The organism is Porphyrobacter sp. CACIAM 03H1 (assembly GCF_002215495.1).
GTDB lineage: Bacteria > Pseudomonadota > Alphaproteobacteria > Sphingomonadales > Sphingomonadaceae > Erythrobacter.
The window spans coordinates 2,094,026-2,110,885 of sequence record NZ_CP021378.1 but is presented as its reverse complement, the minus strand read 5'-3'; the positions used below and the strand labels follow the sequence as shown (position 1 = coordinate 2,110,885).

The 16,860-nt window shown below is 67.1% G+C and carries 19 protein-coding genes; 10 read left to right on the top strand and 9 right to left on the bottom strand.

Going from position 1 to position 16,860, the window contains the following annotated elements; all coding sequences use genetic code 11:
* Nucleotides 1-3 precede the first annotated feature (3 nt).
* The 5 genes from queA to CBR61_RS10045 form a co-directional block, all read right to left on the bottom strand.
* On the bottom strand, nt 4-1,041 hold the full coding sequence (gene queA / locus CBR61_RS10065) for a tRNA preQ1(34) S-adenosylmethionine ribosyltransferase-isomerase QueA (RefSeq protein WP_088914230.1): 1,038 nt from the start codon (nt 1,039-1,041) through the stop codon (nt 4-6).
* A gap of 42 nt (nt 1,042-1,083) precedes the next feature.
* Nucleotides 1,084-1,827, bottom strand: coding sequence for a peptidylprolyl isomerase (locus CBR61_RS10060; RefSeq protein WP_088914229.1), 744 nt, complete (start codon nt 1,825-1,827; stop codon nt 1,084-1,086).
* An 85-nt stretch (nt 1,828-1,912) separates the two neighbouring features.
* Nucleotides 1,913-2,425, bottom strand: coding sequence for a pantetheine-phosphate adenylyltransferase (gene coaD / locus CBR61_RS10055; protein ID WP_088914228.1), 513 nt, complete (start codon nt 2,423-2,425; stop codon nt 1,913-1,915).
* Between the two features lie 27 nt (nt 2,426-2,452).
* The gene (locus CBR61_RS10050; RefSeq protein WP_088914227.1) at nt 2,453-3,364 is read right to left on the bottom strand and encodes a polyprenyl synthetase family protein; all 912 of its coding nucleotides are present in this window, start codon (nt 3,362-3,364) and stop codon (nt 2,453-2,455) included.
* 5 nt (nt 3,365-3,369) lie between these two features.
* Entirely contained in the window at nt 3,370-3,642 is a 273-nt protein-coding gene (locus CBR61_RS10045) for an exodeoxyribonuclease VII small subunit (RefSeq protein WP_088915570.1), read from the bottom strand.
* Between the two features lie 11 nt (nt 3,643-3,653).
* On the opposite strand from CBR61_RS10045, the gene CBR61_RS10040 reads away from it, so the two are divergent.
* The 3 genes from CBR61_RS10040 (at nt 3,654) to purL (ending at nt 7,094) form a co-directional block, all read left to right on the top strand.
* A complete protein-coding gene (locus CBR61_RS10040; RefSeq protein ID WP_233996696.1) occupies nt 3,654-4,151 on the top strand; it encodes a DUF2177 family protein in 498 nt (165 codons plus the stop codon).
* 79 nt (nt 4,152-4,230) lie between these two features.
* Complete coding sequence (locus tag CBR61_RS10035) at nt 4,231-4,827, top strand: hypothetical protein (RefSeq protein WP_324616811.1); 597 nt, start codon at nt 4,231-4,233, stop codon at nt 4,825-4,827.
* Between the two features lie 29 nt (nt 4,828-4,856).
* On the top strand, nt 4,857-7,094 hold the full coding sequence (purL, locus tag CBR61_RS10030) for a phosphoribosylformylglycinamidine synthase subunit PurL (protein WP_088914225.1): 2,238 nt from the start codon (nt 4,857-4,859) through the stop codon (nt 7,092-7,094).
* Between the two features lie 7 nt (nt 7,095-7,101).
* Here the strand turns inward: purL and CBR61_RS10025 are convergent, their stop codons facing one another.
* Nucleotides 7,102-7,893: a Coq4 family protein gene (locus CBR61_RS10025; protein ID WP_088914224.1), complete on the bottom strand. Its 792-nt coding sequence runs from the start codon at nt 7,891-7,893 to the stop codon at nt 7,102-7,104.
* 165 nt (nt 7,894-8,058) lie between these two features.
* On the opposite strand from CBR61_RS10025, the gene CBR61_RS10020 reads away from it, so the two are divergent.
* The gene (locus CBR61_RS10020; RefSeq protein ID WP_157696559.1) at nt 8,059-8,436 is read left to right on the top strand and encodes an argininosuccinate lyase; all 378 of its coding nucleotides are present in this window, start codon (nt 8,059-8,061) and stop codon (nt 8,434-8,436) included.
* Nucleotides 8,437-8,463: 27 nt separating this feature from the next.
* The gene (locus CBR61_RS10015) at nt 8,464-9,150 is read left to right on the top strand and encodes a nitroreductase family protein (protein ID WP_088914222.1); all 687 of its coding nucleotides are present in this window, start codon (nt 8,464-8,466) and stop codon (nt 9,148-9,150) included.
* A 6-nt stretch (nt 9,151-9,156) separates the two neighbouring features.
* On the opposite strand, the gene CBR61_RS10010 is transcribed toward CBR61_RS10015, so the two are convergent.
* Entirely contained in the window at nt 9,157-9,999 is an 843-nt protein-coding gene (locus CBR61_RS10010) for a Coq4 family protein (RefSeq protein ID WP_172835945.1), read from the bottom strand.
* Between the two features lie 117 nt (nt 10,000-10,116).
* On the bottom strand, nt 10,117-11,001 hold the full coding sequence (gene serB, locus CBR61_RS10005; protein ID WP_088915568.1) for a phosphoserine phosphatase SerB: 885 nt from the start codon (nt 10,999-11,001) through the stop codon (nt 10,117-10,119).
* Here serB and miaA point away from each other — a divergent pair.
* From miaA to CBR61_RS09980, 5 genes are all read left to right on the top strand, one after another.
* Nucleotides 10,994-11,950: a tRNA (adenosine(37)-N6)-dimethylallyltransferase MiaA gene (gene miaA / locus CBR61_RS10000; RefSeq protein WP_088914220.1), complete on the top strand. Its 957-nt coding sequence runs from the start codon at nt 10,994-10,996 to the stop codon at nt 11,948-11,950. The two genes, serB and miaA, sit on opposite strands and share 8 nt — an antisense overlap.
* A gap of 155 nt (nt 11,951-12,105) precedes the next feature.
* Nucleotides 12,106-13,851 (top strand): biosynthetic-type acetolactate synthase large subunit, encoded by a 1,746-nt coding sequence (gene ilvB, locus CBR61_RS09995; RefSeq protein ID WP_088915567.1) that lies wholly within the window; start codon nt 12,106-12,108, stop codon nt 13,849-13,851.
* A gap of 16 nt (nt 13,852-13,867) precedes the next feature.
* Nucleotides 13,868-14,383 (top strand): acetolactate synthase small subunit, encoded by a 516-nt coding sequence (gene ilvN / locus CBR61_RS09990; protein WP_088914219.1) that lies wholly within the window; start codon nt 13,868-13,870, stop codon nt 14,381-14,383.
* Between the two features lie 38 nt (nt 14,384-14,421).
* Nucleotides 14,422-15,441: a ketol-acid reductoisomerase gene (gene ilvC / locus CBR61_RS09985; RefSeq protein ID WP_088914218.1), complete on the top strand. Its 1,020-nt coding sequence runs from the start codon at nt 14,422-14,424 to the stop codon at nt 15,439-15,441.
* 98 nt (nt 15,442-15,539) lie between these two features.
* Nucleotides 15,540-16,202 (top strand): YceI family protein, encoded by a 663-nt coding sequence (locus CBR61_RS09980; protein WP_088914217.1) that lies wholly within the window; start codon nt 15,540-15,542, stop codon nt 16,200-16,202.
* A 63-nt stretch (nt 16,203-16,265) separates the two neighbouring features.
* On the opposite strand, the gene CBR61_RS09975 is transcribed toward CBR61_RS09980, so the two are convergent.
* Complete coding sequence (locus CBR61_RS09975; protein WP_088914216.1) at nt 16,266-16,763, bottom strand: YHS domain-containing (seleno)protein; 498 nt, start codon at nt 16,761-16,763, stop codon at nt 16,266-16,268.
* Between the last annotated feature and the right edge of the window lie 97 nt (nt 16,764-16,860).

Sequence of the window (16,860 nt, the reverse complement as noted above, 5' to 3'; positions counted from 1 at the left end):
CCGTTACGGGAGCAGCAGCGAGGAGTCACCATAGGAATAGAAGCGGTATTCGTTGGCGATGGCATGGGCATAGGCGGCCATCATGCGCTCGCGCCCCATCAGCGCGCTGACCAGCATCATCAGGGTCGATTTGGGCAGGTGGAAATTGGTCATGAGCCCGTCGACCGCCTTCAGCTTGTAGCCCGGCGTGATGAAGATCGCGGTGTCGCCGGCGAAGGGCTGGATGATGCCGTTCTCGTCCACCGCGCTTTCCAGCAGGCGCAGGACCGTGGTGCCGACCGCGATGATCCGCCCCCCGGCAGCGCGCGCGGCGTTGAGGCGGTCGGCGGTCTCCTGCGAGATGCGGCCGAACTCGGCGTGCATCCGGTGGTCGTCGGTGTCGTCCGCCTTGACCGGCAGGAAGGTGCCCGCCCCCACGTGCAGCGTCAGCGTCGCCCGCCCGATCCCGGCGGCGTCGATCGCATCGACAAGGCGCTGGGTGAAATGCAGCGAGGCCGTGGGCGCGGCGACGGCCCCTTCCTCGCGCGCGAACATCGTCTGGTAATCCTCGAGGTCCTGCGCATCGACCCCGCGCTTGGAGGCGATATAGGGCGGCAGCGGCATGGTGCCGGCGCGGTCGAGCAGGACTTCGACCGGCTCCTCGCCCTCGAAGAACAGGGTGAGCGAGCCGTCCTCGTGGCGCTCCTCGGCTAGGGCGGTGACCCCGCCGCCGAACACCAGCTGATCGCCGATCTTCACGCGCTTCGCGTTCTTGAGGAAGGCCTGCCAGCGACGCAGGTCGATGCGCTTGTGCAGCGTCGCGCCGATCTTCGCCTCACCGTCGGCGCGGCGGCCCTCGAGCTGGGCGGGGATCACGCGGGTGTCGTTGAACACCAGCACGTCGCCGGGATCGAGAAGGGTCGGGAGGTCGCGCACCCCGCAGTCCTCGAAGGGGGCATCAGCCCCCCGCACCACCAGCATCCGCGCCGCATCGCGCGGGCGCACGGGACGCAGCGCTATGCGCTCGGGCGGAAGCTCGAAATCGAACAGGTCAACTTTCATGGGCCGCGCGCATAATGCGCTGAGCCCGCCGCGAAAAGAGGCTTAGCGCAGCGGCGCGTTCAGCATGTCGGCGGAGATCGGCGCGTCGTTCGCGGGGGCGGGCATGGCCGGCGGCGCCTTGTTGTCGCTCCCGAGCGAGGCCTGGAGGATGTAGGTCGGGCTTTCCGGTGGCTCGCCGCGGTTGATCGCGTCGACCGCTTCCATGTTCTCGATCACCCGGCCGAAATTGGTGTATTTCTTGTCGAGGCTGAAGCGCGGGTAGAAGACGATGAAGAACTGGCTGTTGGCGCTGTCTTCCTCGGCCGCGCGGGCCATCGACAGGGTGCCGCGCACGTGGGGCATGGGATTGAACTCGGCCTTGAGGTCGGGAAGCTCGCTGCCGCCCTGCCCCGTGCCGGTGGGATCGCCGCCCTGCGCCATGAAGCCCTCGATCACGCGGTGGAAGATCACCCCGTCGTAGAAGCCGGCGCGGGTCAGGGTCTTGATCCGCTCGACATGGCCGGGCGCCCAGTCCTTCTGAAGCCGGATCTTGACACGCTGGCCGTTCGACAGGTCGAGCACCCAGACGTTCTCGGGATCGACCGACGGATCATACTCGATCGGCGCATAAGTGCGCAGCGCCGCCGGGGCGGCCTCGTCCTCGTCGGGCTTGTCGGCATTGTCGCCGAAGGCCACGGGCGGAGTGTCGTCCTTCTGCTTCTGGGCGAAGGCGGCCTGCGGTGCGGCGAGCAGCCCGAAAGCGGCGAGGGAGACGGCAAGGGTGGCGGCGAACTTGGCTTTGATCATGGTTCCATCCGGATTTCCGGGGCCGTTTAGACCCGCCGGGCTGACACTGCAATGAATGAAGGGCGAGGCCCCGGGCGGGCGACGCTCAGTAGTCGCCCTTCAGCCCCTGTTCGCGCACACGTGCGACCACTTCCTCGCGCACGGGCGGGCTCACGAACCTGGCGATGTCGCCGCCGTAGATTGCGATCTCCTTGACCAGCTTGGAGGCGATCGGCTGCAATGAGACGTCGGCCATCAGGAACACGGTCTCGATATCGTCGTCGAGCTGCTGGTTCATGCCGGCCATCTGGTATTCGTACTCGAAGTCCGCCACGGCGCGCAGGCCGCGGATGATGACGCTCGCGCCCTGCTTCTGGGCGAACTTCACCAAGAGCGCGTTGAAGCCCACCACCTCGACATTGCCGAGCCCCATATTCGCCACCTCGCGCTCGACCATGCGGAAGCGCTCCTCGGTCGAGAACATCGGGTTCTTGCTGGGATTGGTGGTGACGCCGATGATCAGCCAGTCGACCAGCTTGGCGCCGCGCCGGATGATGTCGGCATGGCCGAGGGTGATGGGGTCGAAGGTCCCGGGATAGATCCCGACGCGGCGGCTCATGGGTTATTCCTCTCCTGTCGCGGACGCTCAGTGGTCGCGTTCGACGATGTAGCGGGCGAGCGCGCGCAGCACATCGGCCTCGCTGCCGTGCGAGGCAAGGCGCTCCACCGCCTGATCGACCAGCGCGCGTGCCTGCTCGCGGGCGCGCTCCACCCCCAGCAGGGTGACGAAGGTCTGCTTGCCCTGTTCGTCGTCCTTGCGCAGCGCCTTGCCGGCCTTGCCGGCATCGCCCTCAACGTCGAGCAGGTCGTCGGCGATCTGGAAGGCGAGGCCGATGTCGCGGGCGTAGGCCCTGAGATGCGTGCGGCCCGCCGGGGGAACCTTGCCGAGGATCGCCCCCATCTCGACCGCGGCGGCCAGCAGCGCGCCGGTCTTGAGCTGTTGCAGACGGGTGATCGTCCTGAGATCGTAGACCACGCCCTCCTCGTCCGCGACCATGTCCATCATCTGCCCGCCGGCCATGCCGTTCATGCCGCTCGCCTGGCCGAGGGTCAGGATCAGCTCGCTGCGGGTGAAGGGGTCCTCGGACGTGGCATCATCGGCGAGAATCTCGAAGGCGAGCGCGTGGAGCGCATCGCCCGCGAGCACCGCGGTCGCCTCGTCATAGGCCTTGTGCAAGGTCGGCTTGCCGTGCCTGAGGTCGTCGTTGTCCATGCAGGGCAGGTCATCGTGGATCAGCGAATAGACGTGGATCGCCTCGATCGCCGCCCCTGCCCTGAGCGCCGCATCGCGCGAGACGCCGAACAGCGCGGCGGTGCTGCACACCAGCAGCGGGCGCACCCGTTTGCCCCCGCCGATCGCGGCATAGCGCATCGCTTCGACCAGACGCGCGCTGGTGTCATCCGGCACGGGAAGCAGCGCATCGAACAGCGAATCGATCTCCGACTGGGTGCGCCTGATCGCGTCCGCCAGCACATCGCCCGTGGTCTCGGCCAGCATCGCCCTCAGCCCTCCGTGTCGAAGGGTCGCGTGCCGGCGGCGCGGCCATCGGCGGCGGTGACGATCCGCTCGATCCGCGCCTGCGCCGCGTCGAGCCGCTGCTGGCACGCCGCGCGCAGGGCCTCGCCGCGTTCGTAGAGAGTGATCGACTGGACGAGCGGCACGTCGCCGCGTTCGAGCTGCTGCACGATCGCCTCGAGGGCGGCGAGCGCCTGTTCGAAGCTCATGGCGGAAATGTCCGGCGCGGCGGCGGCCGGTGATGAAGTGCCCTCGTCCATGGCCGGGAGCATTGACGGGGCGTGCGGGCGCGGTCAAGGCTGCCGGTGACGGGCGGATCAACCAGCACAGGATAACCGGACAGATGTTGAAGTGGATCATCGCCTATGGCGTGGCGGCCGTGTCGTTCCTGGCGCTCGATGCGGTGTGGCTGCGCTGGGCCTCGGTCAATCTCTACAAACCGGTGATCGGCGAGATCATGGCCAAGGATTTCAACCTGCCCGCGGCGGTCGCCTTCTACCTGATCTACATCGCCGGGATCACCTGGTTCGCGATCCGCCCGGGGATCGAGAGCGGGACGGTACAGGCCGCGATGCTCAACGGCATCCTGCTGGGCGCGCTGTGCTATGCGACCTTCGACCTGACGAGCCAGGCGGTGATGAAGGTCTGGGCGACCCACATCAGCGTGCTCGACATCCTGTGGGGCGCCTTCGTGACCGGCGCGGCGAGTTCGATCGCGACCTGGGCGGTGCTCAAGTTCGCCCCCGCCACGCCTGCCGCCGCCGGCTAGGATGTTCATCGGCCACTTTGCCCCCGCGCTTGTCGCAGCTGCCCTGAGCACGGAGCGGCCGAGACTCGGGACGCTGTTCGTGGCCGCGCAACTGGTCGACTGGGGGTTCTTCACCCTCGCCCTGTTCGGGATCGAGGCGATGCGCGTCGATCCCGGAGCGAGCGCGATGGTGCCCTTCGACCTCTATCACATGCCTTTCACCCACAGCCTGCTCGGCACGGCGATCTGGGCGGGCGCGTTTCTCGGGGTGGTGGCGATCCGGCAGCGCGATGTGCGGCTGGCGGTGCTGGCGGGGCTGGTGGTGCTGTCGCACTGGCTGCTCGATTTCCTCGTCCACGTGCCCGATCTGACGCTCGACGGGACGCCGCCCAAGCTCGGCCTGGGCCTGTGGAACATGCCGTGGATCGCGATGCCGCTGGAGCTGGGCCTGACCGGCGGGGCGCTTGCCTTCTACCTGCGCCGCACCCGTGGTCCGGCGGGGCCGCCGTTGGTGCTGGCGGGGGTGATGCTGCTGTTCCAGCTGGTCAACTGGTTCGCCCCCCATCCCGCCAGTGCGGGGCCGTTCCTCTACATCCAGGCGCTGGTCGCCTTCGGGGTGCTCACCGCGCTTGCGGCGTGGGTGGGGGAGAATCGCTGGTTCAGGAAACGCGGCGGCTTGGCGATGCAGGGCAGGTGATCTAGGGGGCCTGCCCAAGGAGTCCCCACATGAGCGCCATCACCCCCGAAATCGTCGAACAGCACGGCCTTTCCCCCGAGGAATACGAGCGCGTCCTTTCGGCGCTCGGCCGCGAGCCGAACCTCGTCGAACTCGGCATCTTCTCGGTGATGTGGTCGGAGCACTGCTCCTACAAGTCCTCGCGCATTCACCTGAAGAAGCTCCCCACCGAGGCGCCGTGGGTGATCTGCGGCCCGGGCGAGAACGCGGGCGTGATCGACATCGGCGACGGTCAGGCGGCGATCTTCAAGATGGAGAGCCACAACCACCCCTCCTATATCGAGCCCTACCAGGGCGCGGCGACGGGGGTCGGCGGCATCCTGCGCGACGTGTTCACCATGGGCGCCCGGCCCATCGCCAATGCCAATGCCTTGCGTTTCGGGCGGCCCGAGCACCCCAAGATGAAGCATCTGGTGCAGGGCGTGGTCGCGGGGATCGGCGGCTACGGCAACTGCGTCGGCGTGCCGACCGTGTGCGGCGAGACCAATTTCCACCCGGCCTATGACGGCAACATCCTCGTCAACGCCATGACCGTGGGGGTCGCCGATCAGGACAAGATCTTCTACTCGGCCGCCACCGGCGTCGGAAACCCCATCGTCTATGTCGGTTCCAAGACCGGGCGCGACGGCATCCACGGCGCGACCATGGCGAGCGCCGATTTCGGCGAGGACGCCGAGGCCAAGCGCCCCACGGTGCAGGTCGGCGATCCCTTCACCGAGAAGCTGTTGATCGAAGCCTGTCTCGAACTGATGGCGACCGATGCGATCGTCGCGATTCAGGACATGGGCGCGGCGGGGCTGACCTCCTCCTCGGTGGAGATGGCCTCCAAGGGCGGCGCGGGCATCCGGCTCGACATGAACAAGGTGCCGTGCCGCGAAACCGGCATGACGCCCTACGAGATGATGCTCTCGGAAAGCCAGGAGCGCATGCTCATGGTCCTCAAGCCGGGCCGCGAGGCCGAGGCCGAGGCGATCTTCCGCAAGTGGGAGCTCGATTTCGCGGTGATCGGCGAGGTGACCGACACGGGGCACATGGTGCTCATGTTCGATGGCGAGGTGGTGTGCGACATCCCCCTCGCCCCGCTTGCCGACGAAGCCCCGCTCTATGACCGGCCCTACCTCTCCAAGGAGGAATACACCGCCTGGGCAGGCGTGAAGCCGCTCGGCGAAGTGCCTTCGACCGACGATGTGGCTGCCGACCTCCTCGCCCTGATGGCCTCCCCCGACCTCGCCTCGCGCCGCTGGATCGCGCAGCAATATGATTCGCAGGTCGGCGCCGACACACTCCAGACCGGCGGCGATGCCGGCGTGGTGCGGGTGCACGGGACCGGCAAGGCGCTCGCCATCACCACCGACTGCACCCCGCGCTATGTCTTCGCCGACCCGTACGAAGGCGGTAAGCAGGCCATTGCCGAGGCATACCGCAACCTTTGCGCGGTCGGCGCGCGGCCGCTGGCGGTGACCAACTGCCTCAACTTCGCCAACCCGCAGCGCCCGGAGATCATGGCGCAGATCGTCCACGCCCTCGAAGGCATGGCCGACGCCTGCCGGGCTCTGGATTTCCCCATCGTCAGCGGAAATGTCAGCCTTTACAACGAGTCCAAGGCGACCGGCGGCGGCAGCGCGATCCTCCCCACCCCGGCGATCGGCGGCGTCGGCATCATCACCGACCTGTCGAAGATGATGACGATGCACTTCAAGCAGGCGGGCGATGCGATCTACCTCGTCGGCCCCGAGTTCTGGGCCAAGCCCGATCCCACCCGCTCACACCTCGGCCGCTCGCTGTGGCTGCGCGTGGTCAAGGGGATGGAGGCAGGGCGCACCCCTCCCACCGACCTCACCGTCGAACGCAACGCCGGCGAAATCATCCATGAGCTGATCGCCGACGGGCTGGTGAACGCGGTCCACGACCTCAGCGATGGCGGCCTCGCGGTCGCGCTGGCGGAAATGGCGTTGGCAGGCGGGATCGGCGCAGAAACCGAAGCGGGCAACCCCGCCTACACCCCGGCGCAGTGGTGGTTCGGCGAGGATCAGGGCCGCTATCTCGTCACCGTCCCCGATGTCGCCGCCCTCAACGAGGCCCTGTCCAAGGGCACCCGCGACGACGAGACGGCGCAGATCGGCTTCCAGCGCATCGGCACGGTCGGCGGCGACAGTGTCCTCGGCGTGCCGCTCGCCGAGCTGCGCGCCGCGAACGAGCGGTTCTTCGAGGAGTGGATGGAGGCCTGAGGCCCCCTCAGGCCGCCTGCGCGCTGCCGAGCGTCAGTTCCTCGCTCAGGATTCCTTCGCCAGCGAGGATCGCGAGGCACTGGCGATAGATCTCGGGCTTCCCGATCCCGAGCCGCGTGCGGGCGGCGCCGATATCCTCGCGCATCAGCGCGGCGATGTCCTGATGCGCGATCTTCGCCGCCGCCCGGCCGAGCCTGCGGCCTTCCTTGATCGCGGCGAAGACGGGCGCTTTCGTGCCGCTCACCTTCCTGATCTGGCGGGCGCCGGCATAGGCGATGAACAGGATGCCCTTGTTGTGGTTCTGCTCGTAGCTGAAGCCGAGCAGGCTCGCCTCGCCCAGCGCATCGCGCCCATAGCCGGTCAGCACGTGGAACAGATCATGGGTGTCGCGCAGGCGGTCGAAATACCACTGGGTCTGGTCCTTGGGCAGGCTTTCGGGCGGAGCCCACTTGTGGCTTTCGGCCACCAGCCCCGCCGCCGAAAGCCCCTCGCGCTTCATGAAGGCGATGTAGTGCGCCGCCACCGTGTTCGGCCCGCAATCGGCCCAGCGGGCGTGATCGTCGAGCATGGCGGGGATATCCACGCCCTCGCGCATGAAGCGCTGGCCCTCGTTCGACCGGATGAAGGCGTGCGCCTGGGCATGGCTCTTCCGGCCCTTGGTCGCCTCGATGATGTGGAACACCTGTTCGGTGTCTTCCTTGTCCTCGACCAGCTTGCCGAAGTGGTGCAGCACCTTGAAGGGCCGGAAGCCCGAGGTCCTGCGGTCTGGGGCCACGAGCGGGAGATCGGTGACGGCCATCGTGGAAGGTCCTTCTGCGCGAATCGCGGTGTCGTGCGAGGATACTAACATCGGTGTCAGTTAACTGTCGATGACGACGGATCGGCGGGCAGGATGCAAAGCGGCTTTTGCGCCGTCAAGCAGCGCGATATAGTCGCGCACGCAATCGGCAATGGGGGGAAGGCCTTGGGAAAGAAGACGATCGTCGCCGCACTCGGCGGCTTTGCAATGGCGGCGCTGGCCGCCGTGCCGGCGTTCGGGCAGATGTTCGAGAAGATCACGGTCGTGAACTCGACCGGCTATACCATCTCCGAAGTCTACATCGCGCCCTCGGCCAATCGTAGCTGGGAGGAGGACGTGCTCGACCGCGACGTCCTCGCCGACGGGCAGGAGGTTGAGATCGACTTCCGCCGCTCGGAGAATACCTGCGACTGGGATCTGATGGTCGTCTATGACGACGGCGAGCAGGCGATCTGGCAGGGCCTCGACCTTTGCGAGGATTGGCATTTCGAGCTGTTCTACAATGCCCGAACCGGCGACACCCGGCTCGTCTCCTCGCACTGAGCGGGCACATCGGCTAGGGACGGCGGGATGCAGCAACACGACGCCCTCCCTTATGCCCTTGCTGCACTCGGCGACGAGAACGCCGTTGCCCGCGCGCGCGCCCTTGCCGCCCGGCTGCGCGAGCGGCGGACGTGCCGGGACTTCTCCGACGAACCCGTGCCCCGCGCGGTGATCGAGGCCGCAATCGATGCCGCGGGCAGCGCGCCCTCGGGAGCGAACCACCAGCCCTGGCACTTCGCCGTGATCGGCTCGCCGGAGCGCAAGCGCGCGATCCGCGAGGCGGCCGAGGCCGAAGAGCGGCGCTTCTACGGCGCCGATGGCGATGCACCGAAGGCGGGCGAGGAATGGCTTGCCGCGCTCGGCCCGCTGGGCACGGATGCCGACAAGCCCTTCCTCGAAATCGCGCCGTGGCTGATCGTCGTCTTCGCCCAGCGCAAGGGCGGGATCGACGAGGACGGGATGACGCAGAACTACTACGTGAACGAAAGCGTCGGCATCGCCTGCGGCCTGCTGCTGGCGACGCTGCACGAGGCAGGCGTGGCAACGCTCACCCACACGCCCTCGCCGATGGGTTTCCTGAGAAAGCTTTGCGGTCGGCCCGAGTGGGAGAAGCCGGTGATGATCATTGTCGCCGGGCGGCCGGCCGCCGATGCGACGGTGCCGGCCCGCGCGCTCGTCAAGAAGCCGCTGGAGCAGATCGCCAGCTGGCTGTGAGGCCGGTCAGGCCGCCAGCAACTCCGGCTCGGCCGGAGTGCGGCTGGCGAGGAGGTTGAAGGGATCGATCCCCTCGGCCTGCCACACGCGGTGGCATTCGCGGTACTTGACCGGCTGCGGGATGCGCAGCTCGGCACGCACATCCTCGAGCGGGCGTTCGAGCAGCTGGCGGATCGGCTGGTTGATCAGCGGCGGCGCGCCCTTGCCGATGCGATGCGCCTCGCGCACGGCACCGAAGACAGGAGCCTTGGTGCCCTTGGCCATCTTCTTGATGTTGGCGGCGCCCGCATAGCCGATCAGGAGGTGCCCCTGGCTCGGCGCCTGGCCGTGGGTGAACAGCAGCACCGAAGCCTCGCCCAGCGCGTCGCGGCCATAGCCGGTCAGCACGTGGAACATGTCATGCGTGTCGCGCGAGCGATTGATGTACCACTCGACAAGATCCGGGAAACGCGGACGCCCGGCGCGGTCGCTTTCGGCGACGAGGCCCGCGGCCGAAAGACCTTCGGCCTCCATGAAATCGCAATAGGCATGGGCAAGGCTGCCCTTGGGCGTGCGGCGCAGCGCGGCGTGATCGTCGAGGATCTCGGGCAGGCACGGCTCGGTCTCGCGCAGATAGGTTCCGCGTTCGGACAGGGCGAGGCCCGCAATGCGCGGCAGGAAATCCTTCGAGGGAAGCGATTCGAAGATCCGGAACACCGCCGCGGTGTCTTCCTTGTCCTTCATCAGCATCTGGAAATTCTGGATCGCGCGCAGGGGGCGATACTTCGATTCCGGCCGCTCGGGGTGCAGCAGCACCGTGCCGTCGGCGGCGAACATCCGGGTGTAGGCATCACGATCGATTCGGGGCATGGTCGTGCAATCCTTGAAGGGCAGGCTCGTCTAGTGCCCACTTGCTTACACGAGTGTTAATAGCCGATTCGGTTCGCGGACGAAACCTTTTTGTGCGCTTCCCCGCGCGCAGCGCCTTCAAGCCTCGCGCCACTCCACGCGCGGAACGCCGAGCAACGTCAGCACCGCAGTCAGATCGCACGCGTCGACCCGGCCATTGGCCACGGCCCGCGCCTTGGGCTTGGCGCGATAGGCAAAGCCGTAGGTCGCCGCCTCGATCATCGGGATGTCGTTCGCGCCGTCGCCCGTGGCAAGGCTGTGGACGCCCTCGCCCAAAACGGACGCCTCCTCGGCGAGCACCGCCGCCTTGACCGCGGAGTCGGTGATCGGCCCGACAAGCCCGCCGGTGAGCTTCCCACCCTCGACCCCGAGCCGGTTGCCGACCACCCGGTGGAAGCCGAGCATCTCGGCGACCGGATCGGCGAAATGGTGGAAGCCGCCCGTCACCAGCACGGTGCGCGTGCCCAGCGCCGCGAGCGTCGCCACCAGCGTCTTCGCGCCCGGCGTGGCGGTGATGCGCTCGGCGAGGCAGGCGTGGATCGCGCTCTCATCGAGCCCCGCCAGCAGCGCCACGCGTTCGCGCAGGGCGGCCTCGAAGTCGAGCTCTCCCTGCATCGCGCGCTCGGTGATCTCCGCGATCTGCGGCTTGATCCCGGCATAATCGGCCAGCTCGTCGATGCATTCCTGCCCGATCATGGTCGAATCCATGTCGGAGACGAACAGCGCGGGCACTTCGATGGCATCTCGCGCGACCAGCATGGCGGGGGGCGTGAAGGTGGCGTCGATCGCCGCCAACACCGCCGCCGGATCGCCATCCTCGATATGGAGTTCGAGCACCTCGTCCTCGCGTGCGGGCATTGCCGCAGCCGCCAGCGGCGCCCCGGCCCCGGCCAGCGCGCGCGACAGCGCATCGAGACGCGTTTCACATTCACTTGTCTCTGCTATCAGCCGCGCAATGAGCATCCCTGTCACTCCTGAAAATCCGCTCGCGCTCATCGCAGGGCCGACCGCCAGCGGCAAGAGCGCGATCGCGCTCGCCCTCGCCCATCGTCTCGCCGCCGATGGCAGGCAGGCGGTGATCGTCAATGCCGACAGTGCGCAGGTCTATGCGGACCTGAAGATCCTCTCCGCGCGTCCCTCCGAGGACGAGATGGAGGGCATCGAGCACCGGTTGTTCGGCGCGTGGGACGGCAGCGAGGCCTGCTCAGCCGCAGCCTGGGCGAACCGCGCCAAGGCCGAGATCGCCGATCTTCATGCGGCCGGCGCGGTGCCGATCCTCGTGGGAGGTACGGGCCTTTACCTCAAGGTGCTGCTCGAGGGCATCGCCCCCATACCCGAGATCGACCCGGCCGTGCGCGCGCAGGTGCGGGCGATGGACGAAGCTGACGCCTGGAAACTGCTCCAGATCGAGGATCCCGAACGCGCCGCGATGCTCGACCCCGGCGACAGCCAGCGCATCGCCCGCGCGCTCGAGGTCAAGCGTTCGACCGGCGTGACGCTCGGCGACTGGCAGCTCGCCAAAGCGGGCGGGATCGCCGAGGAGGTGACGCTCCATCCCCTGATCGTCGAGCCGGAGCGCCAATGGGTCTACGACCGCTGCGACGCACGGTTCGAGGCGATGCTGGATCAGGGCGCAATAGCCGAGGTCGAGACGCTGCTCGCGCGCGGGCTGGATCCCGAGCTTCCGGTGATGCGCGCCATCGGCGTGCCGGAGATCGCCGCCTGGCTCGCCGGCGAGATCGAGGCCGACGAGGTTATCGCCTCGGGTGCCCAGGCGACCCGCAACTACGCCAAGCGCCAGTTCACCTGGTTCCGCCGCCAACCGCCAGCGGACTGGCCGCGCGTGCATCCCGATTGGGAGTCTGAAAATATCGACATCGAGGCAGCTTTCGCATCATTATTGCGCAAATAGGTGTTGACTTATCAGATTATGATATTTAGCGGCGGTGTCACTCGGCCCGATGCGCACCCCCCTGCGTCGGGCCGGTTTTCTTATCGACGCCCGCAATGATGGAGTTCCCCGTGCCCGGTCAGCCGGCCCCTGCCCCCTCGGACAATCCCGCCGCCATGAGCGGTGCGGCGATCCTCGTGCAGAGCCTGATCGAACAAGGCGTGGAATTCGTCTTCGGCTATCCCGGCGGCGCGGTTTTGCCGATCTATGACGAGCTGTTCGGCGACGAGCGCATCCGCCACATCCTCGTCCGCCACGAGGCAGGCGCGGCCCATGCCGCCGAAGGCTACGCGCGCGCCACCGGCAAGCCGGGCGTGGTGCTCGTCACCTCCGGCCCCGGCGCGACCAACGCCATCACCGGAATTGCCGATGCTTGGATGGACTCGATCCCGATGGTGGTCATCACCGGACAGGTGCCGACCGCGCTGATCGGCACCGACGCCTTCCAGGAAGCCGACACCATCGGCATCACCCGCCACTGCACCAAGCACAATTACCTCGTGAAGGACCCGGCCGATCTTGCCGCGACGATCAGGGAGGCCTTCCTGATCGCCACCACCGGCAGGCCCGGCCCGGTCGTGATCGACATCCCCAAGAACGTCCAGATCGCCGTCCCGTCCGAGCGCCGCGCTCTGGTGCGCCCCGGATCGCACCGCTACGCGCCCCAGACCGTCGCCCCGGCGGAGCAGATCATCGAGGCCATCGAGATGATCGCGGGGGCCGAGCGGCCGATCCTTTACACCGGCGGCGGCGTGATAAATTCCGGCCCCGAGGCGAGCCGCCTGCTGCGGCAGTTCCAGGACATGACCGGCGCCCCCGTCACCTCGACCCTGATGGGCCTCGGCGCCTTCCCCTCGCGGCACCCCGACTGGCTCGGGATGCTCGGGATGCACGGCACCTACGAAGCCAACATGGCGATGAACCAGTGCGACGTGATGGTCTGCATCGGCGCGCGGTTCGATGACCGGGTGACCGGTCGGCTGGATGCGTTTTCGCCGAATTCGAAGAAGATCCACATCGACATCGACCGCTCCTCGATCAACAAGACGGTCCCCGTCGATCTCGGGATCGTCGGCGACTGCGGCACGGTGCTCGCGCAACTGATCGAGGCCTGGGGCACAAGGCAGCCGAGGAACCTCGGCGAATGGAAGGCGCGGATCGCCGGATGGCGCGCGCGCGAATGCCTCGCCTATCCGGAACGCTCGACCAAGAACCCGGGCATGATCATGCCGCAGAAGGCGGTGGAGCGGCTCCATGCCCTCACCCACAAGCGCAGTCCGATCATCACCACCGAGGTCGGCCAGCACCAGATGTGGGCGGCGCAGTATTTCGGCTTCGAGGACCCGAACAAGTGGCTCACCTCGGGCGGGCTCGGCACGATGGGCTATGGCCTTCCGGCAGCGATCGGCGCGCAGCTCGGCCACCCCGACGCGCTGGTGATCGACATCGCGGGTGAGGCCTCGATCCAGATGAACATCCAGGAACTCGGCACCGCGAGCCAGTATCGCCTGCCGGTCAAGATTTTCATCTTGAACAACGAATACATGGGCATGGTCCGCCAGTGGCAGGAGCTGACCTATGAAAGCCGCTATTCGAACTCCTATTCGGACAGCCTTCCGGATTTCGTGAAGCTCGCCGAGGCCTATGGCTGGAAGGGCATCCGCATCACCGAGGAGCGCGATCTGGACGACGGCATCATGCGGATGCTCGACCATCCCGGCCCGGTGATCGTCGATTGCCTCGTCGCGCAGGATGCGAACTGCCTGCCGATGATCCCTTCAGGCGCCGCGCACACCGAGATGCTGCTCTACGGCGACAAGGTCGACGGCACGATGGACGACGAAGCCAAGGCGCTGGTCTGAGGACAAACCCATGCCCATGAAGATTGCCGAAGCGGCCTCCGAGCGCCACGTGCTCGCCGTCACCGTCGACAACGAGCCGGGGATCCTCGCCAAGATAACCGGCCTGTTCACCGCGCGCGGCTACAACATCGACAGCCTCACCGTGGCCGACATCACCGAGGACCACGCGGTCAGCCGCATCACTATCGTCACCAAGGGTCCGCCGCAGGTGATCGACCAGATCGAGGCGCAGCTCGAACGGCTGGTGCCGGTGCACAAGGTTACCGACCTCACCACCGCCGGTCCGCACGTGGAGCGTGAGCTCGCGCTCATCAAGGTTACCGGAACGGGCGAGAAGCGGGTCGAGGCGCTGCGTCTCGCCGACATCTTCCGCGCCCGGCCGGTCGACACCACCACCGAAAGCTTCATCTTCGAGATCACCGGCCCGCCCGACAAGGTCGACAGTTTCATCGCCCTCATGCGCGAGCTGGGGCTGGTCGAGGTCGGCCGCACCGGGATCGTCGGCATGATGCGCGGGGCGCAGCCTGCCTGAAAAAATTCAACGAATACAATTCACAAGAGAGAATAGTGATGAAAGTCTATTACGACGCCGACGCCGATCTGAACCTGATCAAGCCCAAGAAGGTCGCCATCGTCGGCTACGGCTCGCAGGGCCATGCCCATGCGCAGAACCTGCGGGACAGCGGCGTTGCCGAAGTCGCCATCGCCCTGCGCGAAGGTTCGGCCACCGCCAGGAAGGCGGAAGCGGCGGGCTTCAAGGTGCTCTCGAACACGGCGGCCGCGCAGTGGGCCGACATCATCATGATCCTCGCGCCCGACGAGCATCAGGCCGCGATCTGGGAGAACGACCTCAAGGGCCACATGAAGCCGGGCGCCGCGCTCGCCTTCGCACACGGGCTCAACATCCACTTCGGCCTGATCGAGGCGCCTGCCGATATCGACGTCATCATGATCGCCCCCAAGGGCCCGGGCCACACCGTGCGTTCGGAATACGTGAAGGGCGGCGGCGTGCCCTGCCTTATCGCCGTGCACCAAGATGCATCGGGCTCGGCGCATGACGTGGCGCTGGCCTATGCCAGCGCCGTCGGCGGCGGGCGCTCGGGCATCATCGAGACGAATTTCCGCGAGGAATGCGAGACCGATCTGTTCGGCGAGCAGGCGGTGCTTTGCGGCGGGATCACCCACCTGATTCAGGCCGGGTTCGAAACGCTGGTCGAGGCCGGCTACGCGCCCGAAATGGCCTATTTCGAGTGCCTCCACGAAACCAAGCTGATCGTCGACCTGCTCTATGAAGGCGGCATCGCCAACATGCGCTACTCGATCTCGAACACCGCCGAATACGGCGACATTACCACCGGTCCGCGCATCATCACCGCCGAGACCAAGGCCGAGATGAAGCGCGTGCTGGCCGACATCCAGTCGGGACGCTTCGTGAAGAACTTCGTGCTCGACAACCGCGCCGGCCAGCCCGAACTCAAGGCCGCGCGCAAGATGGCCGCCGCCCATCCGATCGAGCAGACCGGCGAAAAGCTGCGCGCCATGATGCCGTGGATCGCCGCCAACAAGCTGGTGGACAAGGCCAAGAACTAGGCGGGAAAGATTTCCTCCGCCCGCCCCTTGCGGCGGGCTGTGGAACCATCGCGAGGCGTCGGGTATTGGTCCCCTGCACCTACAGGAGACCCTGCCCGATGAACCGTTTCGTCCTTGCCCTCGCCGCGACCGCCATCGGCGTCACTGGCGCGATCACCGCTGCCCCCGTCCTTTTCGCGCAAAGCGCACCGCAGGTGCCCGGCGCCAAGGACCCCTCCCGCGTCACCGCCGGGACCTATGCCGCCGATCCGGCGCACTCGCTGATCGGGTGGGAAGTCAACCATTTCGGGTTTAACGACTATTACGGCATCTTCGGCGACGTTGCGGGCACGCTGGTGCTCGATCCGGCGAACCCCGGTGCCGCCAAGGTCGACGTGACGATCCCGGTTGCAAGCGTCACCACTGCCAGCAAGGGCCTGACCGAGCACCTGCTGCGCGCCGGCAAGGACGGCGGCGCGCCCGATTTCTTTGGCCCGGCCCCCGCGCCCGCACGCTTCGTCTCCACCGCCGTCACGGTCGATTCCAAGGACGCGACGAAGGCGACGATCACCGGCAATCTCACGCTGAACGGCGTCACCAAGCCCGTCACCTTCGAGGCGGAGTTCACCGGCGCCGGTGTCAACCCGATGAACAAGAAGGAAACCGTCGGCTTCGAGGCCGAGACCGAGATCAAGCGCTCGGACTTCGGTGTGAATTACGGCATTCCCTTCGTCAGCGACGAGGTGGAGCTCGACATCAGCGTCGCTTTCGAAAAGCAGTAGGCGCCATAGGCGACTGGCGGGCCGCAAAGGGCTGAGCCCGCCAGCCACCCGGCGCGAGGCCGGTCAGAATCCGAACCAGGACGATCCGCCATAGGTCTTGCCCGCCGGGATCTTGGCCCAGTTGGGCCCGCCCTTGGCGATGAAGCCCGAGATGTCCTGGCGCCACTTGGCGCGAATGCCCTGATCGTAGTTGAGGTAGAGCTTGCCGCCGACGATGTCGTAGGCGGTCGGATCGCCCGGCGCGAGATAGCCCTGCGCAATCGCCCAGGCGCAGTGCCCGCCGTATTGCGGCGCGAAGGCGGCAGGGTTGTCCTTGAAGGCGGCAGCGTTCGCGGCGCTGGCGAAGTGCCATTCGGCGCCCTTCCACGTCACTTTGAACTTCGCACTGCCCTTCACCGGCGCGCCATTGCCGCGGAAGTAGCTGACGGTGTCGTAGCCGCCGACCGCGATCTTCTCGCGGGCACTGGCGACATAGACCCCGCCCTCGGCAGCTGCGGGGGTGGCGAGCACGAGCGGTGCGGCGAAAGCGGCGAGCGCGAATATCAGGCGGGCAGTTTTCATCGGGGGTGTCCTTGCTTTGGGGCAAGGCCCGGATATCGGCCTTGCCTGCCCTGGTCTTTCGCGTGCTCGCTGCCATTGGTGACAGGCCCTCAACAAA